Annotated in this window: 27 protein-coding genes; 4 read left to right on the plus strand and 23 right to left on the minus strand. The window is 37.6% G+C overall.

Going from position 1 to position 26,315, the window contains the following annotated elements:
• Positions 1 to 13 precede the first annotated feature (13 nt).
• Entirely contained in the window at positions 14 to 745 is a 732-nt protein-coding gene (locus IGM04_RS11000; protein WP_410497184.1) for a DUF4950 domain-containing protein, read from the plus strand.
• A 259-nt stretch (positions 746 to 1,004) separates the two neighbouring features.
• On the opposite strand, the gene IGM04_RS11005 is transcribed toward IGM04_RS11000, so the two are convergent.
• Positions 1,005 to 2,069, minus strand: a complete 1,065-nt coding sequence (locus tag IGM04_RS11005) for an FUSC family protein (protein ID WP_002362350.1) — start codon at positions 2,067 to 2,069, stop codon at positions 1,005 to 1,007.
• Positions 2,070 to 2,441: 372 nt separating this feature from the next.
• Between IGM04_RS11005 and IGM04_RS11010 the strand changes: the two genes are divergently transcribed.
• A complete protein-coding gene (locus IGM04_RS11010; RefSeq protein WP_086317985.1) occupies positions 2,442 to 2,960 on the plus strand; it encodes a hypothetical protein in 519 nt (172 codons plus the stop codon).
• A 213-nt stretch (positions 2,961 to 3,173) separates the two neighbouring features.
• On the opposite strand, the gene rpmG is transcribed toward IGM04_RS11010, so the two are convergent.
• The 6 genes from rpmG to IGM04_RS11040 form a co-directional block, all read right to left on the minus strand.
• Complete coding sequence (rpmG, locus tag IGM04_RS11015; protein WP_002356321.1) at positions 3,174 to 3,323, minus strand: 50S ribosomal protein L33; 150 nt, start codon at positions 3,321 to 3,323, stop codon at positions 3,174 to 3,176.
• Between the two features lie 125 nt (positions 3,324 to 3,448).
• Positions 3,449 to 5,584 carry a peptidoglycan D,D-transpeptidase FtsI family protein gene (locus IGM04_RS11020; protein WP_086317984.1) on the minus strand — a complete coding sequence of 712 codons (2,136 nt, stop codon included), beginning with the start codon at positions 5,582 to 5,584 and terminating at the stop codon, positions 3,449 to 3,451.
• A gap of 164 nt (positions 5,585 to 5,748) precedes the next feature.
• Complete coding sequence (gene thrS / locus IGM04_RS11025) at positions 5,749 to 7,686, minus strand: threonine--tRNA ligase (protein ID WP_086318101.1); 1,938 nt, start codon at positions 7,684 to 7,686, stop codon at positions 5,749 to 5,751.
• Positions 7,687 to 8,082: 396 nt separating this feature from the next.
• Positions 8,083 to 8,262 carry a 2-hydroxymuconate tautomerase gene (locus tag IGM04_RS11030; protein ID WP_002356318.1) on the minus strand — a complete coding sequence of 60 codons (180 nt, stop codon included), beginning with the start codon at positions 8,260 to 8,262 and terminating at the stop codon, positions 8,083 to 8,085.
• Positions 8,263 to 8,428: 166 nt separating this feature from the next.
• Positions 8,429 to 9,874: a L,D-transpeptidase family protein gene (locus IGM04_RS11035; protein WP_002370561.1), complete on the minus strand. Its 1,446-nt coding sequence runs from the start codon at positions 9,872 to 9,874 to the stop codon at positions 8,429 to 8,431.
• 146 nt (positions 9,875 to 10,020) lie between these two features.
• A complete protein-coding gene (locus IGM04_RS11040) occupies positions 10,021 to 10,884 on the minus strand; it encodes an aminoglycoside 6-adenylyltransferase (protein ID WP_010830658.1) in 864 nt (287 codons plus the stop codon).
• 121 nt (positions 10,885 to 11,005) lie between these two features.
• On the opposite strand from IGM04_RS11040, the gene IGM04_RS11045 reads away from it, so the two are divergent.
• Both IGM04_RS11045 and IGM04_RS11050 read left to right on the plus strand, forming a co-directional pair.
• Entirely contained in the window at positions 11,006 to 11,587 is a 582-nt protein-coding gene (locus IGM04_RS11045) for a YdcF family protein (protein ID WP_086317983.1), read from the plus strand.
• Between the two features lie 157 nt (positions 11,588 to 11,744).
• Positions 11,745 to 12,689 (plus strand): endo-beta-N-acetylglucosaminidase, encoded by a 945-nt coding sequence (locus IGM04_RS11050; RefSeq protein WP_002382461.1) that lies wholly within the window; start codon positions 11,745 to 11,747, stop codon positions 12,687 to 12,689.
• A 426-nt stretch (positions 12,690 to 13,115) separates the two neighbouring features.
• On the opposite strand, the gene IGM04_RS11055 is transcribed toward IGM04_RS11050, so the two are convergent.
• The 16 genes from IGM04_RS11055 to fabF all read right to left on the minus strand — a co-directional run bounded on the left by IGM04_RS11055 (position 13,116) and on the right by fabF (position 26,309).
• Complete coding sequence (locus tag IGM04_RS11055; protein ID WP_002380848.1) at positions 13,116 to 13,946, minus strand: DUF6287 domain-containing protein; 831 nt, start codon at positions 13,944 to 13,946, stop codon at positions 13,116 to 13,118.
• Positions 13,947 to 14,428: 482 nt separating this feature from the next.
• Positions 14,429 to 15,148 (minus strand): YebC/PmpR family DNA-binding transcriptional regulator, encoded by a 720-nt coding sequence (locus IGM04_RS11060; protein WP_002356305.1) that lies wholly within the window; start codon positions 15,146 to 15,148, stop codon positions 14,429 to 14,431.
• Between the two features lie 86 nt (positions 15,149 to 15,234).
• The gene (locus IGM04_RS11065; RefSeq protein WP_179189141.1) at positions 15,235 to 16,422 is read right to left on the minus strand and encodes a nucleotidyltransferase; all 1,188 of its coding nucleotides are present in this window, start codon (positions 16,420 to 16,422) and stop codon (positions 15,235 to 15,237) included.
• An 80-nt stretch (positions 16,423 to 16,502) separates the two neighbouring features.
• On the minus strand, positions 16,503 to 17,243 hold the full coding sequence (locus tag IGM04_RS11070) for a class I SAM-dependent DNA methyltransferase (RefSeq protein ID WP_002356302.1): 741 nt from the start codon (positions 17,241 to 17,243) through the stop codon (positions 16,503 to 16,505).
• Position 17,244: 1 nt separating this feature from the next.
• Positions 17,245 to 17,583 carry a ribosome silencing factor gene (gene rsfS / locus IGM04_RS11075; protein WP_033072556.1) on the minus strand — a complete coding sequence of 113 codons (339 nt, stop codon included), beginning with the start codon at positions 17,581 to 17,583 and terminating at the stop codon, positions 17,245 to 17,247.
• A gap of 46 nt (positions 17,584 to 17,629) precedes the next feature.
• Positions 17,630 to 18,220, minus strand: a complete 591-nt coding sequence (yqeK, locus tag IGM04_RS11080) for a bis(5'-nucleosyl)-tetraphosphatase (symmetrical) YqeK (protein ID WP_002356300.1) — start codon at positions 18,218 to 18,220, stop codon at positions 17,630 to 17,632.
• Positions 18,198 to 18,857, minus strand: coding sequence for a nicotinate-nucleotide adenylyltransferase (locus tag IGM04_RS11085; RefSeq protein ID WP_002362461.1), 660 nt, complete (start codon positions 18,855 to 18,857; stop codon positions 18,198 to 18,200). The genes yqeK and IGM04_RS11085 overlap by 23 nt, the downstream gene beginning before the upstream one ends.
• 17 nt (positions 18,858 to 18,874) lie before the next feature.
• Positions 18,875 to 19,186, minus strand: coding sequence for a ribosome assembly RNA-binding protein YhbY (gene yhbY, locus IGM04_RS11090; protein ID WP_002356298.1), 312 nt, complete (start codon positions 19,184 to 19,186; stop codon positions 18,875 to 18,877).
• A gap of 23 nt (positions 19,187 to 19,209) precedes the next feature.
• Positions 19,210 to 20,319, minus strand: coding sequence for a ribosome biogenesis GTPase YqeH (yqeH, locus tag IGM04_RS11095; protein ID WP_002410954.1), 1,110 nt, complete (start codon positions 20,317 to 20,319; stop codon positions 19,210 to 19,212).
• A complete protein-coding gene (locus IGM04_RS11100) occupies positions 20,316 to 20,843 on the minus strand; it encodes a YqeG family HAD IIIA-type phosphatase (RefSeq protein WP_002356296.1) in 528 nt (175 codons plus the stop codon). Before IGM04_RS11100 ends, yqeH begins: the two co-directional genes overlap by 4 nt.
• Positions 20,844 to 21,064: 221 nt before the next feature.
• Positions 21,065 to 21,853: an acetyl-CoA carboxylase carboxyl transferase subunit alpha gene (locus IGM04_RS11105; RefSeq protein WP_002356295.1), complete on the minus strand. Its 789-nt coding sequence runs from the start codon at positions 21,851 to 21,853 to the stop codon at positions 21,065 to 21,067.
• A 1-nt stretch (position 21,854) separates the two neighbouring features.
• Positions 21,855 to 22,721 (minus strand): acetyl-CoA carboxylase, carboxyltransferase subunit beta, encoded by an 867-nt coding sequence (gene accD / locus IGM04_RS11110; RefSeq protein WP_002356293.1) that lies wholly within the window; start codon positions 22,719 to 22,721, stop codon positions 21,855 to 21,857.
• 55 nt (positions 22,722 to 22,776) lie between these two features.
• Complete coding sequence (locus tag IGM04_RS11115) at positions 22,777 to 24,147, minus strand: acetyl-CoA carboxylase biotin carboxylase subunit (protein ID WP_002400784.1); 1,371 nt, start codon at positions 24,145 to 24,147, stop codon at positions 22,777 to 22,779.
• Between the two features lie 7 nt (positions 24,148 to 24,154).
• Positions 24,155 to 24,580, minus strand: coding sequence for a 3-hydroxyacyl-ACP dehydratase FabZ (fabZ, locus tag IGM04_RS11120; protein WP_002356286.1), 426 nt, complete (start codon positions 24,578 to 24,580; stop codon positions 24,155 to 24,157).
• 3 nt (positions 24,581 to 24,583) lie between these two features.
• Positions 24,584 to 25,072, minus strand: a complete 489-nt coding sequence (gene accB, locus IGM04_RS11125) for an acetyl-CoA carboxylase biotin carboxyl carrier protein (protein WP_002362458.1) — start codon at positions 25,070 to 25,072, stop codon at positions 24,584 to 24,586.
• Between the two features lies 1 nt (position 25,073).
• The gene (gene fabF / locus IGM04_RS11130) at positions 25,074 to 26,309 is read right to left on the minus strand and encodes a beta-ketoacyl-ACP synthase II (protein WP_002356284.1); all 1,236 of its coding nucleotides are present in this window, start codon (positions 26,307 to 26,309) and stop codon (positions 25,074 to 25,076) included.
• Positions 26,310 to 26,315 lie beyond the last annotated feature (6 nt).

Here is a 26,315-nt window from a genome sequence, read left to right on the forward strand (position 1 = left end):
AGTAGCTTACAAGATAAAAAAAGAAAAGCAAAATCTACTTTTCACTCCTACTAAGACAAACAATTCTGATAACCAAACAAAACTAGTTTTGAAACCTTACACAAAGAAAAGTATTGATTCTTCCACTCAAAAAGATAAAACGGAAGAAACCAGCTCTAATTATCAAAACGTCTCATCTGAAACAAACCAATCTACCTCTTCATCTACTACTAAAGAACCGCTACCACAAGTTAGCTTAGCTGATTTTATAGGCGGGTGGGGTATTCCTCAAAGTGATAACTTATTTTTTATAAATGCTGACGGAACACTCACTAGCATAACTCAATCGAATGTTCCTCTTCAAAATGTAAGTTTTTCTGTGGATGAGAATGGTAATCAAACAATGACGTTTCTTTTGAATAATACGCCCCGAACAGTAACGAAAAATAATGATGGTACTTTAACTGTTAATGGACAAATATACACTTATCTAGGTAATATTACGTTGGAACAATTAATTGAAAGAAATAATCAAACTCAACAAGTTTTTGAACAATCTGAACAGCAACCACCACAAAACTCTGATTCTAGTGAACAAATACAAAATTCTAAATCAGACCAACCTATATACGATACGGTACGAAGTGGTGAAGGTGGGCGACAGTTAGCCGAAAGAAATGGTTTAACCTTAGAAGAATTATTAGCGTTAAATCCAGGCATTGAAACTTCTGTTTTTTATCCTGGTCAGTCATTACGAATTAAATAGAAATTTAGGTATACTAATAGATAATAGTCTATGAAAGTAGAACTGGACCATCTACAATTTACTTTGGGATACCAGTTGATGGCAATAGTTTTGACGAAGTGGAACTAGACCTTGTACCTACTGGCTCAGCAAAAATTGCGACATTTGATATAGCAGTTGGGCATTGATTAACAGCATGCATATAATTTGATAATATGGAATATAAACAAAAATGTCTAAGGAGCCTAACATTCTTTCAAGAAAGAATGTTAGGCTCCTTTTATTCAGACAATTTCAGCCACTCTTTGCGATTGCAATAGGACATAGTTTTTACAAAGACAAAATGATAAAGCAAACCGTAAGCTAGCCCCAACATATTTAACAAAATTCTTAAGTAAAGACTTGTTTCTAGCCCAAATATCATAGAAGCTGCCATGATAGCACCAACACAATTAAAAATCGTTTTACTTTTATAAGATGTGCATAAGCCTAAACAAAGTCCTCCTAAAATACCAAGTAGGTTCGTTGGTATATAAAATAACAAGATAGCCGATACTAGAGAACCAATAACGACCCCTATTATTCGTTCTTTTGCTCGTTCAGACAATTTAAACGTATCATACCCAGAAAATAATGACGAACTAGCAAATGTTGCCCACATAAAGCGGTCAATCTGAAGGTGCGTTCCTATAAAAAGTAATAAGCTAATGCCTAAAGCGTAATAACCAAACCAAATATTTCTTTGATTAAAAAAACCATTTTCTGTAACCATCTGTATAAAAGTAATCTCTTGATCCAATTTTTTATGTTTCACATGATAAACAAAAGCTAAAAGTAGATAAGCAAACACTAATACAAAGAAAGTTTGTTCTAATTGCTGAAACGATTGATAGTGAACCGTGCCAACTAAATATAAGTAGGAGAACGTATACAAGCCAGGATTACCCATTTTAGGGTTTTTACCAGTTAAGAAAAACAATGCCAGCAAGCAGATAAAATGAAGACCCCATTGTAAAAATGATACAGAAATCAGTGAAATTAGTGGACTAACACCTAGAATTGTTAACACGATTCCTAAACTAAGCAAGGCCTGTTTTTCCCTGTAGCCATATGAGACGAAACGGATACTCAACAGCAAACAAAATAATACAATTGAAAAAGGCGCTACAGCTTTTCCAAAGAAAAAAGTAATCGTCGACACCCATAAAATCGCAAACGAAACTAATAAAATATCTCTTATTAACAAGGCGCGCCAAAAATATCTCCGCTGTTTTTTAGTGTCCGCTTGATGAATTTTTTGTTTTAAAATAAATGGATCTAACTGCAATAATTGATAAAAAGTCACCTAAAATCATCTCCTAAAAATCGACTCTTCTCAATTCATTATTCCAACTTTTCCTTCTATGAAATCAGAAGAAAAGTAGTTGTGACGAACATTTTACTACAACTTTTTTTCTGAATCAATACATGCTTTATTTCTTAATTCAATACCTCTCCCGATACGATTTGCTTACTTCATAAAAAATAAGCCTAGAAAAAATCAAAACGATTAATTCTAGACTCAAAATTAAATAACTGTTGAACAAAAGCTAGCGCTTTTTTACATACGTATATTTTTATACAAATATAGCTAAAAAATATTTTTTATACCAAAAAAATATTGATAATAAACATAGAGTATGATTTAATTATAATATAATAAAAAGGAGGTTTTTTTATGAAAAAAAAGTTTAAAGTTGTTGTTGTTATTGGTTTGTTGTATGCTAGCTTATCATCTTTTGCTTCTAACGTTAATGCAGTTGCTATCGGTGGAACAGAAAACTTCAAGGTTAATGAAATCGATAATAAAAAAGCGTTAGAGTTTGTTGAAAATACTAGTGACTTAAAAAGTTCTCCCGTACCTATTAAAAATTTGACTACTCAACAGCCCGTCTCATCATCTACTATTTTATTACGAGCTACTAAAAAGTTATATACCTCACAAGATAATAGGCAATATCCAGCAATGTTTCGTATCAATTACCTTGCCCCTGTAGGATTTAACTGGCACGAAAATGGTATACCTGCAGCTGCAGTAACTATTACTTCCAATCATAAGTATCTTTATTTTGTTAATGTTCAGGATACAGGTATAGGAGGTTATGGAACTGGAGGCTATTATTGGCGTTATTTCAAAACCAGCAATAAATACTATTGGTTGTCCGCTTGGAATTACAACCATTTAGTTTACGGTTAAAAATATCCATAGATAGAATAGGTCGAATCAATAATTTAAAACTTACCAAACAAAGTTGGACCAATAGTCTAACCTTGTTTGGTTGTTGATGCTTCTTTTTACTATGTTAATTTTCAAAAAAACTACATCAATAACTAAATTAGCAATTACTGATAACAAAAAAACAACCTAGAATCCTTGTTGGATAAGGATTCTAGGCTCTATCTAACTAAATTATTTAGTTTCACGGTGTAAAGTAACTTTTCTTTCACGTGGGCAATATTTTTGTTTTTCTAAACGATCAGGATTGTTACGTTTATTTTTATTTGTTAAGTAGTTACGTTCTTTACAAGAAGTACACTCTAAAGTGATGTTTACGCGCATGTTTTCCCCTCCTACTAATAATTGATCTTTCCAAGAGATTTCTTAGACTTAAATATCATACCATTTTTTTTGTCATTTGACTACCCTTTTGGGCAAATTTGTAAAGTAGAACTACTTTACAAATTTTATTTTTTGTACATCTCCATATACGCTTCTAAAACTTCTTTGGCAATCGTTTGGTTTGGTTTGGAAGCTTCATCATTTAAGTGTGGTAAAACAACACTAATTGCAATTTCAGGATTTTCGTACGGCGCATAAGCCACCAAGTTACTATTAACCGTTGTGTGAACAATTCCGTTAGCATCCTTTGCTTGCGTTTCGGCGGTCCCTGTTTTAGCAGCAATCGAAAACTTGTCTGATTTTAAACCCGGTGCCGTAGTAAATTTACTAGTTCCATTTACTACATTATAGAAACCTTGTTGAAGAATTCCTATCTGGTCTTCAGAAATATTCACCTTATTCAAAACTTTTGGTTCAATTTCTTTTAAAATTTTTCCTAAAGCTCCATTTTCATCATTGCCATAGATTCCTTCTACTACATGGGGTTGCACGCGGATGCCATTATTTGCGACAGTGGAAACGTACTGTGCTAATTGTAACGCGCTATAGGTATCATATTGTCCAAAAGATAGATCAAGAAGATTACCGCCTTGTGGCGCAGATGACGAATCCTTAAAGTCCTTGTTTTGAATTCCTGTTGTTTCTCCTGGTATATCAATTCCAGTTTTCGTTCCCATACCATATTCTGCAAAAGCTTTTCTTAATTCTTTAAAGACAGTGTCATCTCCTACTTCATAAGGGAAAATCATATTGGGATAATAATTCACACCCATCATTTTAAAGACTAATTTCATCATATAGGCATTCGAAGAATATTCTAACGCTTGTTCCGCAGTTAGTTGCATGGTTGTTCCGCCAGAAGCATTCCACCAAGAAGCTTTTGGATTACTACCTGCTAGTAAAATAGCTTCATCTGTTAAAACGTCATTGCCTTTAATGACGCCTGTTTCATAACCAGCTGTTAAAGTACCTGCTTTGACAACTGATCCAGGAACTTCAGAATTCAAAATAGGTGCTAAAGGATTAGGAGTAACTTCTCCAGTTGCTAAATCATGATGAAATCCGGACATCGCTAAAATAGCTCCTGTTTGAGGGTTCATAGCAACAACATACGCATTTTCTGAGTATGGTCCAATGGTTTTGACTATTTGTGAATAGTTTCGTTGTAAAATTTCATCAACTTTGTTTTGAAAATTTGAATCAATCGTTAATTTTAAGTTGGAGCCTTTTTCCCCTTTGGAAATTGGGGTTTGTGAAACAATCTTTCCGTTATTGTCTAAAACGACTTCTGATTTTGCTTTTTTACCTTGTAGAACGTCTTCATATTGTTTTTCTAAATAACTAGTTCCAACACGGTCATTTCGTGCATAGCCTTTTTTCAAATATTCATCGACTTCTTCGGCTGGCAATCCTTGTTTTTCAGTTGAAACGGTGCCCAACAGGCTACGTAATGCGCCACTTTGAGAATAATCACGCGTCCAATCAGTCCCTGTTGAAACACCAGATATTTCCGCTGTGTGTTCACCAATTGTCGCAATTTCACCTTCTGTTACCCCTTCATTCTTGATGAAGACCGTGTTCATTTGTGACGCTGCATTCATTCGTTTAAAAATCGTCACTGCTTGTAAGGTTCGGTCATCAAACGCAATTTCTTCAGGGGTGACTTTTTCAACGGCTTTGGCATATAATGTGCCTTCGTCCGTAATTTTGTTGCCTTTTTCATCTTCTTTATCTTGATCGGTTAAACGGGCTTGGGCTGCTTTTAAATTTTCAGGATTCGCTAACCAATAATCTTTTTTATCACGGTCCGTTAAGTTTGGATCAACTGGAACGTTAATAAGTTCGTTGACTTTATTCGCAATCGGTAAAATATCTTTTCCTTCAATATTTTTTCCTCGTGTGTAAGTGATTGCTAAATTGGCTTTGTTAGAAACCAAGACTTTTCCTTGTGAATCATAAATTTGTCCTCGAGGGGATGGTGTGGTGATTTGTAGTGAAGAATTGGCAGTAATTTTTTTGTTAAACTCTTCTCCTTCAACAATCTGTAAATACCCTAAACGGACAATTAATGAAACAAATAAAGTAAATATCACAAAAAATAATAAGTTCAATCGAAAAGGAATATGTGGCTTTCTACCTCGTTGACTCTTTGCTGCGGCATCTGTTTTTTTTATTTTATCTATAAATGAGTTTTTCTTCATACCTCTAGTCCCTTCACTAAAAAGTTTCGCATTCTCATTGTAACAAAAAATAGTCAAAAAATCAGGATTATTCCCAGCTCTAAGGAAATATTTAATTATTTTGTTGTTGAAAAAAGTCAAAAGGACTTCTGAATTCAGAAGTCCTTTTGACTTTTTCTCTTTTTTTAACGGCTGTAATTGTGAACTTCAGCAGCCATGCTGTCAATGAAAATTGATAAATCTTCGACAGACGTTTCTTTGCTTCCATAACGACGGACGTTCACCGTTGCGTCTTCCATTTCTTTGTCCCCGACCACTAATTGATAAGGTACTTTTTGTGTTTGAGAGGCCCGAATTTTGTAGCCCATTTTTTCGTTACGATCATCGACTTCAACACGTAAGCCTTGTGCTTGTAAACGTTCTTTGATTTCATAAGCATATTCAGAATGCGCTTCTACAGAAACTGGGATAATAGTTGCTTGAATTGGTGCTAACCAAGTAGGGAAAGCGCCTTTGTAAACTTCTGTTAAGTAAGCCACAAATCGTTCCATTGTTGAGACAATACCACGGTGGATAACAACTGGGCGATGTGTATTTTCACCATCTTCGCCAACATAAGTTAAGTCAAAACGTTCTGGTAATAAGAAGTCTAATTGGATGGTTGATAATGTTTCTTCCATTCCTAAAGCTGTTTTTACTTGAACATCTAACTTCGGACCGTAAAAGGCAGCTTCGCCTTCTGCTTCAAAGTAATCTAATTCTAATTCATCCATGGCAGCTTTTAACATCGCTTGCGCTTTTTCCCACATCGCATCATCATCAAAATATTTGTCTGTATTATTTGGATCACGATAGCTTAAGCGGAAACGATAATCCGTAATGTTAAAGTCAGCATAGACTGCCACCATTAACTCCAAAGTACGTTTAAATTCGTCTTTAATTTGGTCAGGACGAACAAAAGTATGGCCATCGTTTAAAGTCATTTCACGAACACGTTGTAACCCTGATAATGCACCAGATTTTTCATAGCGGTGCATCATCCCTAATTCAGCGATTCGAATTGGCAATTCGCGGTAACTATGAATGTCATTTTTATAAACCATCATATGGTGTGGACAATTCATTGGACGTAATACCAGCATTTCGCCATCGCCCATATCCATTGGTGGGAACATATCTTCATGGTAATGATCCCAGTGACCAGATGTTTTATATAATTCCACATCTGCCATAATTGGTGTATACACATGTTGGTAACCTAAGCTAATTTCTTTGTCCACAATATAACGTTCAATTGTACGACGAATGGTTGCGCCTTTTGGTAACCAGAAAGGTAACCCTGAACCAACTTCTTGTGAAACCATAAATAAATCTAATTCTTTTCCTAATTTACGGTGGTCACGTTCTTTGGCTTCCTCGCGCATTTTGATAAATTCTTTTAAATCTTTTTTATCGAAAAAGGCAGTGCCATAAATTCGTTGCATCATGTGATTGTCAGAGTTTCCGCGCCAATAAGCACCAGCTACTGAAAGTAATTTAAAGACTTGAATCCGTCCTGTTGAAGGGACGTGAACACCACGACATAAATCAACAAAATCGCCTTGATCATAGACAGTGATGATTTCATCTTCTGGTAAATCTGTAATTAATTCAACTTTGTAAGGATCATCAGCAAATAATTCTAACGCTTCTGCACGTGAGATTTCTTTACGAACGATTGGGTTATTTTCCTTCACAATTTTCATCATTTCGGCTTCAATTGCAGGTAAATCTTCCGCTGTCACAGGGGATTCCCCATTATCTGTATCATAGTAGAACCCAGAATCAATCGCAGGACCTACGCCAAATTTAATGTTAGGGAAAAGACGACGTAAGGCATTAGCCATTAAATGAGCTGATGAATGACGTAAAATTCCTAAAGCATCTTTATGATCAGGTGTCACGATTTCAAGCGAACCATCTTCTACGATAGGACGATCTAAATCGATTAAAACACCATTGAATTTACCAGCTAAAGCTTTTTTGGCTAAACTGTTGCTAATACTTTTAGCAACATCAAATGTTGTAACCCCAGAATCAAACGGTTTAACAGCGCCATCTGGAAAAGTAATGTGAATAGACATAATAAAATTCTCTCCTTTTAATTTTTTTGATTTGAAGCGTTTCATTGTGTTCCTGTTTTTCACAATGAAACGAAACAGCCACCTGTTCCCCTTGTTAAAAAACAAAAAGTCCTAGTATTCTAACGAATACTAGGACGAAAATATCGTGGTTCCACCTAATTTTGAACACAAATAATCAGTGTTCCTCTAGCGTGTTAACGGTGCGACCGCCTTTGTTTCAACAAAGGTTTCGAAAGTGGTCATCCCTTGTGCCAATCTGGAAAATTTTCAGCCAAGATTTTCCTCTCTAATAGATCGCGGGCAAGTTCAGTTGTCTTTCTCATCAATCATTTATGCACTTATTTAACCACTTATTTTCAGAAAAAGCAAGTGATTCAACAGAAATTCTCTGAAAACTTATTTTTTCCATTCGCCGCCTTGTGCATAGCGGTCTTTTTTCAATTCATTGACAATCACATGGATATTCTCTTTTGGTGCACCAGCGTTTTTTGACACAGCTTCTGTAATATCTTTGACCATATTAGTTAACTGTTCTTCTGTGCGGCCTTCAATTAATTCTACATGTACAAATGGCATCTTCGTTCCCCCAATTTAAATTGCTTGTTCTGTTTGTATCATAGAGCGGGTTATGGACGCTTGTCAATAAAAAATTGGAGACGTCAGTCGTTACGGTTGACGTCTCCAATTTTTATTTTTCAGATACATAGTTGGACCAAAGTGCGGTCTTGCCTAATATCTCTTTTTATACTTCTTCGCCGTAATCTACAGGTTTATCAAATTCACCTGGTGCATCATCATAGATATGTCCGTAAATAATTACCGGCATTCCGTCATAGGATACATCAAAGATTTTTGAAACTTCTGTTCCTGGCGTATTGATACAGCCATTACTACCAGCATCGGTTTTAAAGGCTTCTTTATCGCCATACTTATCCAATTTATGGTCAGAGTCATGAATCCCAATTTGTGTGACAACGCCCCCTTGACTTAATAACGGCATCCAATATTTTACTGGCACACTGTATCGAGAACCATCGAGCATTTGACCTTCTAAATTCACATCGGTTGTCCGATATAAAATTGTATGGAATCCTGGTACTGTTGCAGTTCCTTTGTTATATCTGCCAGTAATGACATCTGTGGTGACTATTTTTTTGCCATCAATGAAACAATACATTTTTTGATCTTTTAAATCAATTTCAATGTAATTATTGGCAATTTTACTATTTTCTTTGGTATCGCCAACCAACGGAGCAGTGATTGCATTCGTTTGTTCTTGGCTATTCAGCGCGTTTACTAGTAGTTCTTGCGTTTTGGCCCCATCAATCGACCAGCCATAACTTCCGTTGTTTTTAAAACGACGTGTCGTACCGTGAACATCTGTAAATAAAACTGGTTGATTAGCAGAACCATATGTTGTTTCTAATTGTGTCACCCAAGTAGTTAGTTTTTCTTTGTTGATTGTGCCATCATCATTCAGCACGTTTTGAATTTGTGTTTTATCAAAGGCTACTTTTTCACCATTAATATCAACTGTAATTGTTTTATTTAACTTGTTATTGAGCGTTGTCAATGTTGCCTTTAACGTTTGATCCTCTTTTGTAATTTCAGGGGCTTTATAAAAATCTTTGGCATTGTATTGATAGTTGCCTTTTCCCGCTTCAACATCCGCAATAATCTGCTGATTTAAGCGCTGTGTGTCCACTACTGTGCCTTGTTCTTCGGGAACAATTTCAAAAGTGCCATTGCCTCGACGGATACTCGCATTTTTGCTTGGTTTCCCCTCTGGAAAACTTAAAGTCGCTAATTTAGCTTCTAGTTCTTTTTTGAATGCCTCATTTAACGGTAGCTTCACCTTGCTACTGTGTAAATGGTCTTTTAAAAATTTTTGATCCAATTGGTATTTTTTAGGAAGTTGAATTTTTTCTTCTTTTGTCCCCGTTTGAACCACAACTTCTTCGGTTTGATTAACTTGCGCTAATTTTTCTTCTGCAGCATTTACATTTAACCAGCCTACAGAAACTCCATTTACTTTTGTAGTTGGTAAAAAGTGACTTTGAAAATAAACATAGCTGCCCCCAGCAACCAGAGCTAGTCCAACCAAAGAAGTAATAATTACTTTCTTTTTATTATTTTTTCCTGATTTTTGACGACGTGTATTACGCATTTGCATTTCTTCTTTTTTCATTTGTTCATCCTTTATATCAATAATTTTAGGTTTATTTTTTAGAGTCTAGGCAACAAACAACTGCGGTGATCTACAATCAAAAAAGGGTCCCTTTCTCTCGCAGATTAATTTTTTCAATTATACACTATTTTTACGTTGTTTTCAGCTTATTTTCCTTGTAAATCCTTTAATCTTAAAGAATTTGTATACTCTGTGACTTTTTTTGCTTCTTGTAAATGATACGTAAACTGGGCCATTTTAGCAAAATCCTGAGCGACGACGTCAAAAAAGGCTTGTGTCTTTATTAAGCTGTTCCAACAAGCTTCTTTACTAGAAAAATCCAGCAACGATGCTAATTGATCCATCGTGTCAGGAGTGACATAATTTTTCAGATACTTAAATTGTTTCCCAACAGAAATTGGCTCCGGTTCCTGCCAAGCCGCTTGCCAAGAAAGCAAGCGCAACAGTTCCTGCTGACAATATTCATAGAGATGTGTGACAGCGTAAAATAGTTCATTCCGACAAAGCCCCTTAACTACATACGTACTAACCCACCAAAATTCATTGCAACAATCGTTAAATTGCTGCTGATTCGGAACTGTTACTGTATAATTTTTGTCAGATGCTACAGGTAAAGGCGGCAAACTTTCATCTTTGTCTAACAAGATAATTGCTAAAGAATCTCCTTCATGCCAATTATCTTTTTCTGCGAGAGGACACAACGTTAAATCGATACGTTGGCCATCTTCAAATAACATTAAAAATGTTTCCCGCGTCTTCGGTTCTGTGGGAAATAAGGTCATTTCCTTGGGACGTTGCATAATTAATGGTTGACCAAATTTTGCTGTCCACGTTGCTGTTTCAAAAAACTCAGCACATGGTTCTACAATATAAACAATATCGAAATCTTGAAAACTATCTTTTGGCGCTTTCACATTCGTGCGAGAACCCACCATTCCCACGGCTCGAATGTGTTCTTCTTGTTTTGCTACATCCATAATAAGTTGAAACATTTCTTCTTCTGTACGCATTCACTCGCTCCCTCTCTTCAAAAGTTTCTATTAAAACATAGATTTTTTTATAAGTCTTTTGTTTTCTATCGCTTTTTCTATGGTACTTCGTATACACTAACATTACAAGGAGGGATGTTTCATGCATTGGTTAAAAATAACAAGTTTATCCATTGTCAGTTTTGGCTTTTGTATTCTTTTGATTTTAGGTCTACTTATTTTTACTGGCAAAAATACGCAACCCACCGATAAACCAGATGCTATTTTAATTTTAGGGGCCCGTGTTTTAGGAACGTCTAAAGAAACCGCACTGCCCAGCCGTGTTTTGCAAGCTCGGTTAGATGTGGCTATCCCCTATATTAAACAACACCCCGAGACACCCGTTATTGTTAGCGGAGGGCAAGGAGCAGATGAGCCGGCTACGGAAGCCGCGGTTATGAAACAATACTTGCTAAATAAAGGTGTTCCAGAAAAACAGATTCTCTTAGAAAATCGTGCCACACGCACCAAAGAAAATATTGTCAATTCACAAAAACTCCTTTCTTTTAAACGGCTAGTGATTGTTACTAGTGACTTTCACATGTACCGCTCGCAACTTTTAGCCAAGCGAGTAGGCATCTCAAATGTTTCAGGCATCACTGCGGCTTCTTCTTTTCCAAAAGATATCAAAAATTTTGGCCGAGAGCTGCTTTCTTTAGGCTATGCCTTACTCTTTGATTGGTAAAAGAGCGTCCTTCGCAAGACCATTTTGCGAAGGACGCTTTTATATTCTGTGGATTTGCTCACTTTTGTTCTCTTCTTCTTGTGTTTAAATTATAAAAATGATAACATATCTTTGTTAGCGCTTACAAACAATATTTATTTTATAGGAGGAGAAAGTTATGGGGCATCAATTGAGCACTCATTTTTTTAACAAGAAAACAGGGATTATTTCAACTTTTTTAAGTTTGATACTTTTAGTCGGTGGGTTACTGTTTGCACTACCTGCATTTGAAGTACAAGCAGCATCAACTGTTACACCTAAAACAGTCATGTATGTAGAAGTAAATAACCACGATTTTAACAATGTGGGAAAATATACTTTAGCTGGAACCAATCAACCTGCTTTTGATATGGGGATTATTTTTGCAGCCAATATTAATTATGATACGGTCAATAAAAAACCTTACTTATATCTAAATGAACGGGTCCAGCAAACTTTAAACGAAGCTGAAACACAAATTCGTCCAGTTCAAGCACGCGGCACTAAAGTCCTATTGTCTATTTTAGGCAACCATGAAGGCGCTGGCTTTGCTAACTTCCCAACTTACGAAAGTGCGGATGCCTTTGCAGCTCAATTAGAACAAGTCGTTAATACGTATCATTTAGATGGTATTGATTTTGATGATGAGTATGCTGAATACGGAAAAAATGGGACGCCTCAACCAAATAATTCTTCGTTCATTTGGTTACTTCAAGCCTTAAGAAATCGCTTAGGTAATGATAAATTAATTACTTTTTATAATATCGGACCAGCGGCTGCGAACTCTTCAGCTAATCCTCAAATGAGTTCTTTAATTGATTATGCTTGGAATCCTTATTATAGTACTTGGAATCCACCACAAATTGCGGGGATGCCTGCTTCTCGTTTAGGTGCTTCTGCCGTTGAAGTTGGTGTCAATCAAAATCTAGCTGCGCAATATGCTAAACGTACAAAAGCGGAGCAATATGGTATTTATCTAATGTATAACCTCCCAGGAAAAGATTCATCTGCATATATCTCGGCGGCGACACAAGAACTTTATGGTCGAAAAACGAACTATTCACCAACTGTTCCAACACCTTAATTATTATCTCGGGTCTACAAGCGCCAACATGTAATGAGTTAAAGAGGTCGGGACAGAAGCGTTTAACTCCGAGAAATAAGAAGGAATTTCCGAAAATTGTTCTATAATTTTTGGAGAATTTCGGCTTATTTCCGAAGGAGTTGCTTCTGTTCCCGCCGTTTATCAATTTTTAAGCCTGGGACAAAAATCCAAAGTGATTTTTGTCCCAGGCTCTTTTGGTATCTTGAGCGAATCGTTTTACACAAAAAAAGACCCGCCCTTTGGGTAAGGACGGGAAAGGAGTTAAAAATGAAAAAGTGTTTTGTGTTGTTAAGGTTGTTTGTTGATATGCTTATATCTTACAAACTAAATGTGAAGATTTTGTGATCATTCCATTCTTATTTTGCTACTTTTATAGGAATTAAATAGATTGCCACGAGACTATCTTTAGTTGCCTCGTGCATCCGTTATTCTGACTGCTCCTTGTGGTGATACTCTGTAAAAACCGACAGTTCCTGTCCCTCCATTTGCAACCATCTGTTTCGATTGGGCTCTAAAAAAGAAGTCATTTCCATTCATACCCAAAAATCCAAGGTTCGTATCATTATTTTCTGCATCAGTCAGTGTCTTTCTAATATATGTCTCTGCTTTTTCTTGTGTATCGATGATTTTTGCCTCTTCATTTTGGTCTTGATTTTCCTCTTCAGAAGAACGATAGTAATACTCTTCCGCAGGATAATTTCCACTATCTTGAGTGATTAACAATCGCGGTTTCGTCTTATCCGATTGGTCGCCGTTAGGATTTTCAACACCAATTTTATATAATAATAACGCAGCACCAGTAGGCCCCCACCTAATACTTAAGCTTGTAATTGGTCGCGACTCATCAGTAGGTGAATCCTTCGTAATCATTCCTCCGGTATTTGTACTACCATCAGGATGAATGATCAAACTCTCTCCTTTACCATTTTTCCATGTTCCAACTAAAGTAGTAAAATCGCCAGCATTAATCGCTGTAGTATCTAAATCAGCTACAGTTAGCTGACTATTGTTTTCATCAGCTGTCGGCTCTTCATTTTTCACTGATTCGTTAGACTCGACACTGCTGCTCGCTTGTTCGTTTGTCTTATCAATTGTTTCACTCGTTTTTTCATTCGTCTCTTCAACTTTAGAGGATGCCTCAGTTGAAGCGGTTACTTTCTTTTCTTTTGGTTCCCGACAAGCAGTTAATGATAAAACCGCTAGCCCGACAAAAAACGCTAGCATTCCCTTTTTCACGCCTATTCACCCCGTTCAATGATCTATCTTACTAGACTATTGTACTATTAATTCAACTGTTTAGACAAATATTTATGGAACAGACAAAAGTTAATCCTGTCATTGAATGCTTTGTGTCACACGGACCTATCAATCAACTTTCTTTTTTCTATGTATTATATGAAAAAAAGAGCGTGGGACAAAAATCACTTTGGATTTTTGCTCCACGCTCAAAAACTAATAAACGGCGGGAACAGAAGCAACACTACGCGTTGCTCCGATCTCAACAACTTCTAAGAGCTAAAGCGCTAAGAGTTGAAGGTCCTTCGGAAATAAGCCGAAATTGTTGAGAATCACGAAGAACGTAGTGATTCGATGATGAACAATACCTACTTGGTCTCCAAAAATTAAAGAACAATTTTCGGAAATTCCTTCTTATTTCTCGGAGTTAAACACTTCTGTCCCGACCTCTTTCTAAATCTTCAAATAAACGAACAAATGGATTATTCAGGTAAATCTACATTATGATGGACTTTTTGAACATCTTCTAAATCTTCTAAAACGTCTAACATTTTTTCAAAGTTCGCTAAATCGTCGCCTTCTAATGTTACTTCGTTTTGTGGAACCATTTCTAACTCAGTAACCGTGAATTCTTCAATGCCTTTTTCTTTTAACGCTTCTTGTGCATGGTGGAAATCTTCTGGTTCTGTGTAAACGATAATTTGACCGTCTTCTTCAACAACATCGCGAACATCAATGTCTTTTTCCATTAAGTATTCTAAAATTTCATCCGCATCGTCACCAGCAAAGCCAATGATACCTGTATTATCAAACATGTAGGAAACAGCACCGCTGACACCCATGTTTCCGCCGTTTTTACCAAATGCGGCCCGCACATCTGCTGCTGTTCGGTTCACGTTGTTTGTTAAAGCATCAACAATGACCATTGAACCATTTGGCCCAAATCCTTCATAGCGTAATTCAGAATATTGTTCATCTGCTGAACCTTTTGCTTTTTCAATAGCGCGATCAATAATATGTTTTGGTACATTGTATGTTTTGGCGCGTTCGATTACAAACCGTAATTTTTGGTTTGCATGAGGATCAGGGTCTCCTGACTTCGCTGCTACGTAAATTTCAATCCCGAATTTTGCATAAACACGGCTATTGTTTGCGTCTTTGGCAGCTTTTTTCTCTTTAATATTTGCCCATTTACGGCCCATATTCTCACTTCGCTTTCTCTGATTTGTTGTTAGTATCTTATCCCTTGTTTATTATACTGGGGAAACTGATTTTTGTTAAGTATTTTTTAGGTATCTGGCGAAAATCGTAAGGGAAACCGACCAAAATTTTGTTCTTTTAAAGAAGAATCTCCCATCTGATATAGTTGATTGGCGCGAATATCTAACGAAAGCATAGCGCGGTTTTCTTTAGATACTTTGGAAATTACCGGCAATTGAATTTGTGCTTTGGTTTCTTTTAGATAAGCTTGTCCCTTTGGCGTAAATCCTAGCACATGGAGATAGCTGTCTTGCCAAACAGTTTCAACTTCTTCTTTGGTCATATTTAACAATATATAGGTTGCTAATCGTTGCAATCTTGTCCAAGTATAACGCTTCGTTTTCATACGTTCCATTAATTCGTGAAAAGAACCTGCTGCTTGAATTTGATCTTTTAGTCGATATTCAAGTCCTTCCGTCATTTGGTAAATGGCTTGTAACTCTTCTAACGAGGATTGAACAATTTTATACTTTAGGAAGGGCCAATAGTTTTCCCATGAAATCATTGCTTGTGTTTGTAAATGTTGTGCGGTTATAGAAGGCACCGTTGGCAGCACTTGCGTTATTTCTTGTTGAAAAACACTTTGCCTAATCGCCGTGGCGCTAGCAACTTTCCCAGAAATCGTTGCATCATGAAAGCCCGCTTGTTTTCTAGCAATTGGGTAGAGCGTCATCGGGGTTGGATACGTAGCATTCTCTTTTGCATAACTCATCCCCAAAATATGATTAGGCGAAGAAAAATCGAACCTGCTTTCAGGATATACTTGACGAAAAACAGCAGTCATTTTTTGTGGATAACTCAATTGTTTGTCTGTCAATGCGTGGAACGTTTGATCAATTAAGGATTGATTTTCTTGGACAAACTGGCCGAAAGCCGCATAATCAATTGCGCTTGTACTATCTGTTCCAAAACATAAGCTCTCACATTGCAACGCCTGCAATAACTTTATGCCGCCTTTGGCAAAGTAATCCGCAGACTGTACCGACCAAGCTGTTGGCAATTCAATGACTAAATCCACACCATTTTGCAAAGCTTCTTCTGCTCTGGACCACTTATCTAGTAAGGCTGGTTCTCCTCTTTGTAAAAAATTCCCACTCATTATAGCAATCACTACTTCAGCTCCGCTTTGTTGGCGAGCTTGTTGGGCATGATAGCGATGTCCATTATGAAAGGGATTATATTCCACGATAATGCCACAGGCTTTCACTCTAGCCACCTCCGTTATAAAAAAATGGACTTATCAGCAAAGAGACAAACGTTTTTAAGCGCTGTCCCAAGCTCATAAGCCAAATCTTATTAATCTCTTTGACAAACAAAGAACCAGCGTTCACTTGTTTCAGTTGGTGCTTCATCTGTAAAGTCTGCATAAACTTTGACGTTCATGAAACCAGCACTTTCTAACATTCGTAAATAGTTATCTAACGAATAGGTTCGTTCTTGATGCAATTCATCATACCGAACAAAGTGCTCATCTGTTTCCTGTTCTTTCACAAAAAATGTTAAGAAATGTTCGATGCTGTGTTCTTTTTCACCAGCGTAACTATCCCATAGAAAAGCAAATTCTTCTGTTTGATAATGATAGCTATATTCTGGAAAAACTGAATCAATTTTGTAAGTAGAATGAACATCAAAAATGAACGTTCCTTCCTCTTCTAACGCTTGATAAACTTCATCGAACACTTGTTGTACTTCTTGGCGATTAGCCATATAGCACAGTGAATCAGAAAAACAAGTGATGGCTTGGTATTGTCCCACTTCAGATAAATCTAGCATATTTCCCTGAACAAATTGAACTGGCACTTCTTCTTCAAAGGCCCGTTCACTAGCAATCATCAACATTTCTTCTGATAAGTCTAAGGCTGTCACATCGTAACCACTTTTCGCGAAATCAACTGCTAAAGCGCCTGTACCACAAGCCATTTCAAGAATTTGTTGGGTTCCTTGTGGGAGATGACGATTGGAAAAATCCAACCATTTTTGGTATAGGCTTTCGTCCATCACTTCGTCATAGACGAAAGCAAATGTTTCATAGGCCATTTTAGTCGACCCAAGCGCTTAGATCAACCATTGGGGCATCTGACCATAATTTTTCTAAGTTGTAAAAGGCACGTTCTGAAGATTGGAATACATGGACAATAACATCGCCTAAATCGATTAAAATCCATTTTCCGCCTTCTTTACCTTCCACACGCTTGACTTCTACTTGATTTTTGGCTTCTTGTTCGTTAATTTCATCAACAATCGCATTGATTTGACGTTCACTATTGGCTTGGCAAATTAAAAAATAATCTGCTAATAATGAAATCTCTCTTACGTCTAATGCGACAATTTCTTCTGCTCGTTTTGAATCTGCTGCTTTGACAGCAATTTCTAAAATTTTCTGGCTATCTATGATAGTTCCCTCCTAGTAATTCTTTCTTCTTTTATTTTTGATTAACGACCCATTGATTGTAGGTCTCTAACGTTTTTGGATAAATTTTATGTTCTTGTTCAATCAAATGTAACAAGGTATGTTTCGTTTCATAAGCAACCGCTGCATCTAAGTCAACAAGAGCAATTTCACGGGCTTCTTTCACACCTGGAAAATCACGTCCTGGTTCAATGTAATCTGCGACATAAATAATTTTATCTAGCAAGCTCATCTTAGCAGCCCCAGTTGTATGCACACGAATTGCCTGCAAGATTTCTTCGTCATCAATGGCTAATTCCCGTTGAACAATATCCGCCCCAACTAAGCCATGCCAAATTTCATTGCCATAGTTTAATAAAGCCAAATCAAAACCATCTCGGCGAATAATCAACTCGAATTCATCGTTTGGACGTTCTTTGGCGTAATCATGCGTCAAAGCAGCAATACTTGCTTTGGCTTCATCGGCACCATATTTCGCTGCCAAGGCCACAGCTGTTTCCTCGACTCCTAACACATGGCGAAAGCGACGTTCACTCATTTGCATTTGAACTTTTTGCATTAATAATTCACGTTGTGCAGCATCATAATTTGTTATCCAGCTCATCTTGATACAGTCCCTTCTCTTGAATATAGTTTATCACATTCTCTGGAAGAAGATAGCGTGTTGAGCAACCACTTTTGACTTTTTGTCTAATCAAAGTGGAACTAATCGCCATCTGCGGAACATCGACCCAAATAATTGGATAGGTAGATTCCGTTGGATAATTAGGACGCCGAATGCCGACAAATTGAACTAAATGGAGTAAGTCATCAATCCGATGCCATTTGGGCAAGTATTCCACCATATCTCCACCAATTATAAAATAATAATCAGTATCTGGATTGACTTCTTTTAAAGCTTTCATCGTATCATATGTGTAACTTTTGCCTTTGCGAATTAATTCAATTGGCTCAATATCTAAGCAGGGATTATCAGCCACTGCTAGTTCTAACATCGCTAACCGATGTTCACTGCTAATTGTTTTCTTTTCGTCTACATGTGGTGGTAAGTACGTAGGCATTAAGTAAACTTTGTCCAAACCTAGTTGATTTTGAACTTGATCGGCCATGACAAGATGTGCTAAATGAACGGGATTAAAATTACCACCTAACAAGCCGACTTGCTTTCTTGTTTGAAAACGTAACGGTTCCTCTTGCAAGAGAACGTCCGCTCCTTGACGCGCTTGTCTTTTTTCTCCCATTGTTCATCCCTCCAATATTAAATCTCTTTGACTGCTGCTGAAATTTTTTGATATTTTTCTTTACTTGATGGCTTGAATAAGACCAACACGCGACCAATAATTTGTACCACATCGCAATGAATGGCTGCTGTTAGTTCTTCTGCAACCTCTTCTGCTACTTCATCTGTATTTTGTAATAACGTAATTTTAATCAGTTCACGTTTTTCCAACGCTTCATCAATTTGTGTAATCATTGCGTCATTCAAACCACCTTTGCCTACTTGAAAAATAGGTTGTAAATGGTGTGCCTGACTACGTAAATAACGTTTTTGTTTTCCTCTAAGTTTCAAATTGTTTGCCTTCTCTCTAAAATTTAAATTAATGCTTTTCTACGTAAAACATCGACACCTTTAGGCGCCCAACCAGCGACTACACCAGGTTCTGTGACAGTAATCCAACCTAGACCAGCAAACACAATATCCGTTTTTTCTTTCACGGAAAATTCAAAGCGCACTAATTCAGGAAACTCAGCGACTTCATCGGCACGTGGAGGCTGCAATAAGCCACCAACATGTTTTTCATAAAAAGCATCGGCGGTTGCTGTTTTTGTTCGGTGTAAATTTAAGTCATTGGAAACGTAGGCAATGAAGGAACTTTTAGCACCTTGGACATAATCAAAGCGAGCCAAGCCACCTAAAAACAAGGTTTGTTCAGCATTTAATTGGTAAACTTTCGGTTTGATTTCTTTTTGCGGTGCAATAATTTTCAAGTCTTTTTTACCTAGATAATGTGCCATTTGATGACGGTGAATAATTCCGGGCGTATCGATTAAGAAGTGGCCATCGTCTAATGGAATTTCAATTTTATCTAGCGTTGTTCCAGGAAATTGTGATGTCGTAATCACATCTTGAACACCCACTGTTTGTTGAATGATTTGATTGATTAATGTTGATTTTCCAACATTGGTCACACCTACGACATAAACGTCTCGGCCTTCACGATATTTTTCGATTGTATCTAATAACTCTTGCATTTCTTGTGGTTTCTTGCCACTTGTTAGTAAAACATCAACAGGGCGTAATCCTGCTTCATGGGCCCGTTCTCTCATCCATTGAACCATTTTAGTTTTTTTTAATGATTTAGGCAAAATATCCACTTTATTACCAACTAACAACACAGGATTATCTCCGATAAAACGATGTAGTCCTGGAATAAGAGAGCCATTAAAGTCAAAAATATCCACTACGTTCACAATCAGTGCATCTTCTGTTCCTAAACCATTCAATAAACGTAAAAAGTCATCATCTGTTAATTGGACATCTTGAATGTCATTATAATGTCTTAAGCGAAAACAACGTTGGCAATAAACTTCCCCTGTTTCCATTCCTTTTTCGAAAGCTGTTTTTGGTGTATAGCCTAATTCATGAGGATTTTCCGTTTGGATAATCGCACCACAGCCAATACAATGAATTGCCTCTGTCATTCTAATCCGCCTCTCCATGTCATTTCTGGATGTTTTTTTGATAAGTATTTCATAATTTTCCGTTCAAAGAACCGATTGATTCTAGTATTCCAGCCATCTGTATCGACAATCGGTTGAACTAAAACATTGCGTATACCCGCTGCGTTAGCTCCCCGAATATCTGTCATAATCTGATCGCCGACCATTAACATTTCAGATGGCTTCAAGCCTAATTTTTTTTCTGCTAATTTGAAGCCACGTGCGGTTGGTTTCAAGGCACGTGCTACATAATCTAAGTCAAACTTTTCAACAACGCGTTTAATCCGGCTGTCTTTGTTGTTTGAAACAACGAGGACAGTAATTCCTGCATTTTTCATTTCTAATAACCAAGTTTTTAATTCTTCTGTTCCATCGGGATTATTCCAAGCAATTAACGTATTATCTAAGTCAGTTAGTACTGCCTTAATCCCCAGTTTTTTTAATTGTGCGGGGGTAATTTTATAAATCGCATCAATCATCCATGTCGGTTTATATTTTGAAAACATCGTGACTCCTCTCACTGACACTATGTAGTTTCTTCGATTTTAAGAGACTGAAACATAACTAAACAATTATGCTTCAGTCTCTACCTATTGTATTATACTGCATTTTACTGAAAATTTCTATAAAGGACGGTCGTTCCTTGTAAAAGAACAAGTAAAATAAAAGAAAAAATAAAAAAAGCCACCCATCAACCCCTGAAAAGTTCGTTGATGAGTAGTAACTTCTAATATTTGCGAAAACGTTGGTATCTTTTTTCTAGTAACGTTTCCGTATCTAATTTAGCTAATTCAGTTAATTTTGAAATGAACGCTTTTTGTAACATGCGATTAATTTTTGCTTGTTCCAGAGGCTGACCGTTCATAACTTCCGGAATTACTTTATCTACAATAGCTAATTCCTTCAGCTCTGTCGCTGTGATTTTCATCAATTCTGCTGCTTCTTTCGCACGACTGCCATCTTTCCACAAAATAGAGGCGAAACCTTCTGGCGAAAGAACCGCATAAATCGTGTGTTCCAACATCCAAACTTCATCTGCGACTGCTAAAGCTAAAGCACCGCCACTACCGCCCTCACCAATGATGACTGAAATGATTGGCACTTTCAAATCAGACATCTCTAACAGGTTTTGCGCAATGGCTTCCCCTTCTCCCCTCTCTTCGGCACCAATTCCACAATAGGCACCAGCAGTGTTCACAAAGGTAATGACTGGGCGATTAAATTTTTCCGCTTGTTTCATTAAACGTAACGCTTTGCGATACCCTTCAGGATTAGGTGAACCAAAATTACGTTCAATATTTTCTGGTAGATTTCGGCCTTTTTGGATACCTATCACCGTAACTGGTTTCCCTTGCAAAGTAGCAACACCACCGACTACAGCTAAATCATCGGCAAAGTAACGATCCCCATGAAATTCTAAAAAGTCCTCAAAAATGGCTTCTATATATTCTAAAGTTGTCAAACGATCTTGGTCTCTTGCCAAGGTAACAACATCATTGGCTGTTTTCTTTTCCATGTTAGCGCCACCCTTCCAAAGAATGTAAACGTAACAAGTCGCTCAATCGTTGACGCAAAAGATTTCTTGGCACAATCTGATCTACAAAACCATGTTCTAAAAGAAACTCGGCCTTTTGAAAATCATCTGGCAACTCTTGACGAATCGTTTGTTCAATTACACGGCGGCCAGCAAAACCGATTAAACTCTGAGGCTCTGCCAAAATAATATCGCCATCCATCGCAAAACTTGCTGTAACACCGCCAGTCGTTGGATCAGTCAATACCGTAAGATACAGCAAGCCTGCTTTGTTATGCCGTTGCAAAGCGGCCGAAATTTTCGCCATTTGCATCAATGAAAAAATTCCTTCTTGCATACGGGCACCACCAGATGCAGTGAAAATCACTACTGGTAAATGCTTTTCTGTCGCCCGCTCAAACAAGCGTGTGATTTTTTCACCAACAATCGTTCCCATACTGCCCATGATAAAATTAGCGTCCATGATTCCAATTGCAACAGCTTGTCCTTCAATTGTTGCTTCTCCCGTTAAGACAGCTTCATCTAGCCCAGTTTTTTCTTGCATTTTTTCAATTTTTTCAAGATAACCAGGAAAATTTAGTGGATCTTTTGTCACTAATTCACTGTCCCAATTGTGGAAACTTTTTTCATCAACGGTTATCGCTAATCGTTCCCATGCACCAATCCGAAAACTATAGCCACAATGCGGACAGATTTTTTCTGCACCCATTTCTTTTGTATACAGTGTTCGCTTACAAGAAGGGCATTTTGCCCACATATTATCTGGAACAGAAGGCTTCTTTGATGCATCATTTGCATCAGCACGATTTGGATTAATGCGAATGTAATTTTTCTTTTTAAATAATGCCATTTGCTTACTCCTCGTATTTTAGCGGCAAGAGCACAGCTCTTGCGGCGTTCTTTCTTTAATGATTGCTTTCTGGCTCCCAATTTGGTAGAAATGTTTCTTGTAAAAAGCTTGTGTCATAGTCACCTGTCAAAACATTGTCATGTGTAATTAAATCTAATTGGAATTCGGCATTCGTAATAATACCTTCTGTTACAATTTCATTTAAAGCCCTTTGCATTTTCATCAAGGCATCAAAACGATTTTCACCATGTACGATGACTTTTGCAATCATTGAATCATAATAAGGCGGAATTGAATACCCTGAATACATAGCGCTGTCTACACGCAAGCCCATTCCACCACTAGGCAACAAGAGATTTTGAATTTTACCTGGTGAAGGAGCAAAATTAAAGGCAGGATTTTCAGCGTTAATTCGGCACTCAATCGCATGCCCAGTCATGGTAACATCCTCTTGGGTATAGCCTAAAGGTTCACCTGAAGCAATTTCTAATTGTGCTTTGACTAAATCAATCCCTGTTACCATTTCCGTAACTGGATGTTCGACTTGGATGCGGGTATTCATTTCCATGAAATAAAAGTCGCCAGCTGGATCCATCAAAAATTCAATGGTTCCGGCATTTTCATAATGCACAGCTTGTGCCGCTCGAACGGCCGTTTCGCCTAACATCTGACGCTTTTCTTCAGAAATAGCAATCGATGGTGATTCTTCTAACACTTTTTGATTATTTCTTTGTAGTGAGCAATCACGTTCTCCTAAGTGAATCACATGCCCATATTGATCACCTAAAATTTGCACTTCGATATGACGTGCTGGATAAATAATTTTTTCTAAATACATATCATCATTACCAAATGCGGCTTTGGCTTCTTGCTGCGCTGAAGTAAAGTGTTTCGGTAACTCTTCTTTTGAAAGAACTTTTCGGATTCCTTTTCCGCCACCACCAGCAGCTGCCTTTAACATCACTGGGTAACCAATTTCTTCAGCAATCGTCAACGCTTCTTCGACAGAATCAATGACGCCATCACTCCCAGGAATAACAGGTACCTTGGCTTTTTGCATCAGTTGACGTGCGTTTATTTTATTGCCCATTGCATCAATCGTTTCTGCTTTAGGACCGATAAAAGTAATGTTACATTCTTCGCACATTGAAGCAAATTGACTATTTTCAGATAAGAAACCAAACCCTGGATGAATCGCTTCAGCATTGGTAACAATCGCTGCACTTAAAACAGCTTGAACATTTAAATAAGAATCAGTTGCTTTCGCCGGTCCAATACAAATGGCTTCATCTGCTAACTGTGTGTGTAACGCTTCTTGATCCGCTTCAGAGTAAACAGCAACTGTTTGAATGCCTAATTCGCGACAGGCACGAATAATACGAACAGCGATTTCTCCGCGGTTTGCGATTAATACTTTCGAAAACATTTTTCACCTATCCAATCATAAAGGTTAATTCAGCCTCGGCAACTTTTTTTCCATTAACTTTTGCCACACCTTTACCCATTCCAGCAGAAGCGCGGACTTTTAAAAGTTCAACCTCTAAAATTAATGTGTCGCCTGGTGTTACCTTTTGTCTAAATTTTGCTTTATCTAATCCACCAAAGTATGCCGTTTTCCCTTTGAATTCAGGCATTGAAAGTAATGCCACGGCGCCTGCTTGAGCCAACGATTCAATAATTAAAACTCCTGGCAAAACAGGATTCCCAGGAAAATGACCTTGAAAAACTTGCTCATTAACCGTTACATTCTTTTTCGCTACAACGCGTTCCCCGGGAATGACTTCTTCAACACTATCTAATAATAAAAAGGGATAGCGATGTGGTAAAATTTCTTGAATTTCTGTAATTGTTAATTTCATGTTTTATTCTCCTTTAGCAACTCGGAATAGCGGCTGACCAAATTCAACCACATCTTCATTGTTGACTAACACTTCCGTAATCACACCGTCAACTGTCGCCGTAATTTCATTCATTAATTTCATCGCTTCAACGATACACACAACGTCACCCGTTTTAACAGTGTCTCCTACTTTGACAAAGTTCTCTTTATCTGGTGCTGGTTGTAAATAAACGATTCCTACAATAGGTGACGTAATTTCTTCTGTCTTTTCATTGGTTGTCGGTGTATTAGTTGGCGTTTCTTCAACGACAGAAACTGTTTCAACAGGCACTGACACACCACTAGCGGCTACTGGTGTTTCTTGTGGTTGCGCCACTGGTTCTACGGCACTTCGCCCAGAAACTGTATTTTTATTCATATATAATTCAAACGAGCCTTCTCGTAAATCAAATTCGGTTAAAGTTGATTGATCAAATTGTGTTAATAGTGCTTTTACTTCTTCTAACTGCATGTTAATCCTCCCAGCGTTTTAAGCAAATAACTGCATTGTGGCCACCAAAGCCTAGCGAGTTACTTAAAGCATAATCAAATTTATGCTCTTTGCTTTCGTTTAAAACAACGTTCACCGTAATTGCTTCATCTTGATTTTCCACATTAATGGTTGGCGGAATAAATTGATGTTGTAAAGCATTTAGGGTAGCAATTCCTTCAATTCCACCAGCGGCGCCTAAGAGATGTCCCGTCATACTCTTTGTACTACTTACATACGCCGTTTTTGCGGCATCACCTAAAGCCAATTCAATTGCTTTAGATTCTGCACTGTCATTGGCTTGTGTGCTTGTTCCATGGGCGTTAATATAGCCAATTTTTTCTGGAGAAATCCCAGCTTCTTCCATTGCTAGTACCATGGCTTTCGCTGCGCCGCTCCCATCTGGTGTTGGTGATGTCATATGATAGGCATCGCAATTAGCACCATAGCCAACCACTTCACCTAAAATAGTTGCGCCTCGTTCTAGAGCATGATCTAATGATTCTAAAATAAAGACACCCGCTCCTTCTCCCATCACAAATCCACTACGTTCTTTATCAAAGGGAATTGAGGCTTTTTCTGGGTCAGTCGCCTTTGTTAAAGCGGTCAAGGAAGCAAATCCTGAAATACCGATTTCTGTAATAGGCGCTTCTGCTCCACCGGCAATAATGACATCGGAGTAGCCATGTTTGATATTGCGGAACGCTTCCCCAATTGAATGAGTTGCACTAGCACAAGCCGTCACTGTTGACGTACAAATTCCTTTGGCACCAACACGTAAAGCAATATTTCCCGCCACCATGTTTCCAATCGCCATTGGAATAAATAACGGTGCCACACGTTCAGGTCCTTTGTCGTGCATCCGAATTACTTGATTTTGAATTGTTTCCAAACCACCAATTCCGGAACCCACCATAACGCCAAACCGATCCACATCTAGTTGACTGGTATCCAAGCCACTCATAGCCATTGCTTCTAAAGCCGCATAAATGCCAAATAACGAAAACTTATCCATGCGTTTTCCATCTTTTTTAACAAAATATTTTTCCATTGGAAAGTCTTTCACTTCAGCTGCTAAGGTGACACCTGTTTCACTAACATCAAATTTACTAATCGGTCCGATACCATTTTTCCCTGTTTTCAAACTTTCTAAAAAAGTCTCAGGTTCATTGCCAATCGGCGAGGTGACACCGTAACCGGTAATAACTACTCGATTCATCCTTTT

It is taken from the genome of Enterococcus sp. DIV2385 (genome assembly GCF_051711925.1).
Taxonomy (GTDB): Bacteria; Bacillota; Bacilli; order Lactobacillales; family Enterococcaceae; genus Enterococcus; species Enterococcus faecalis.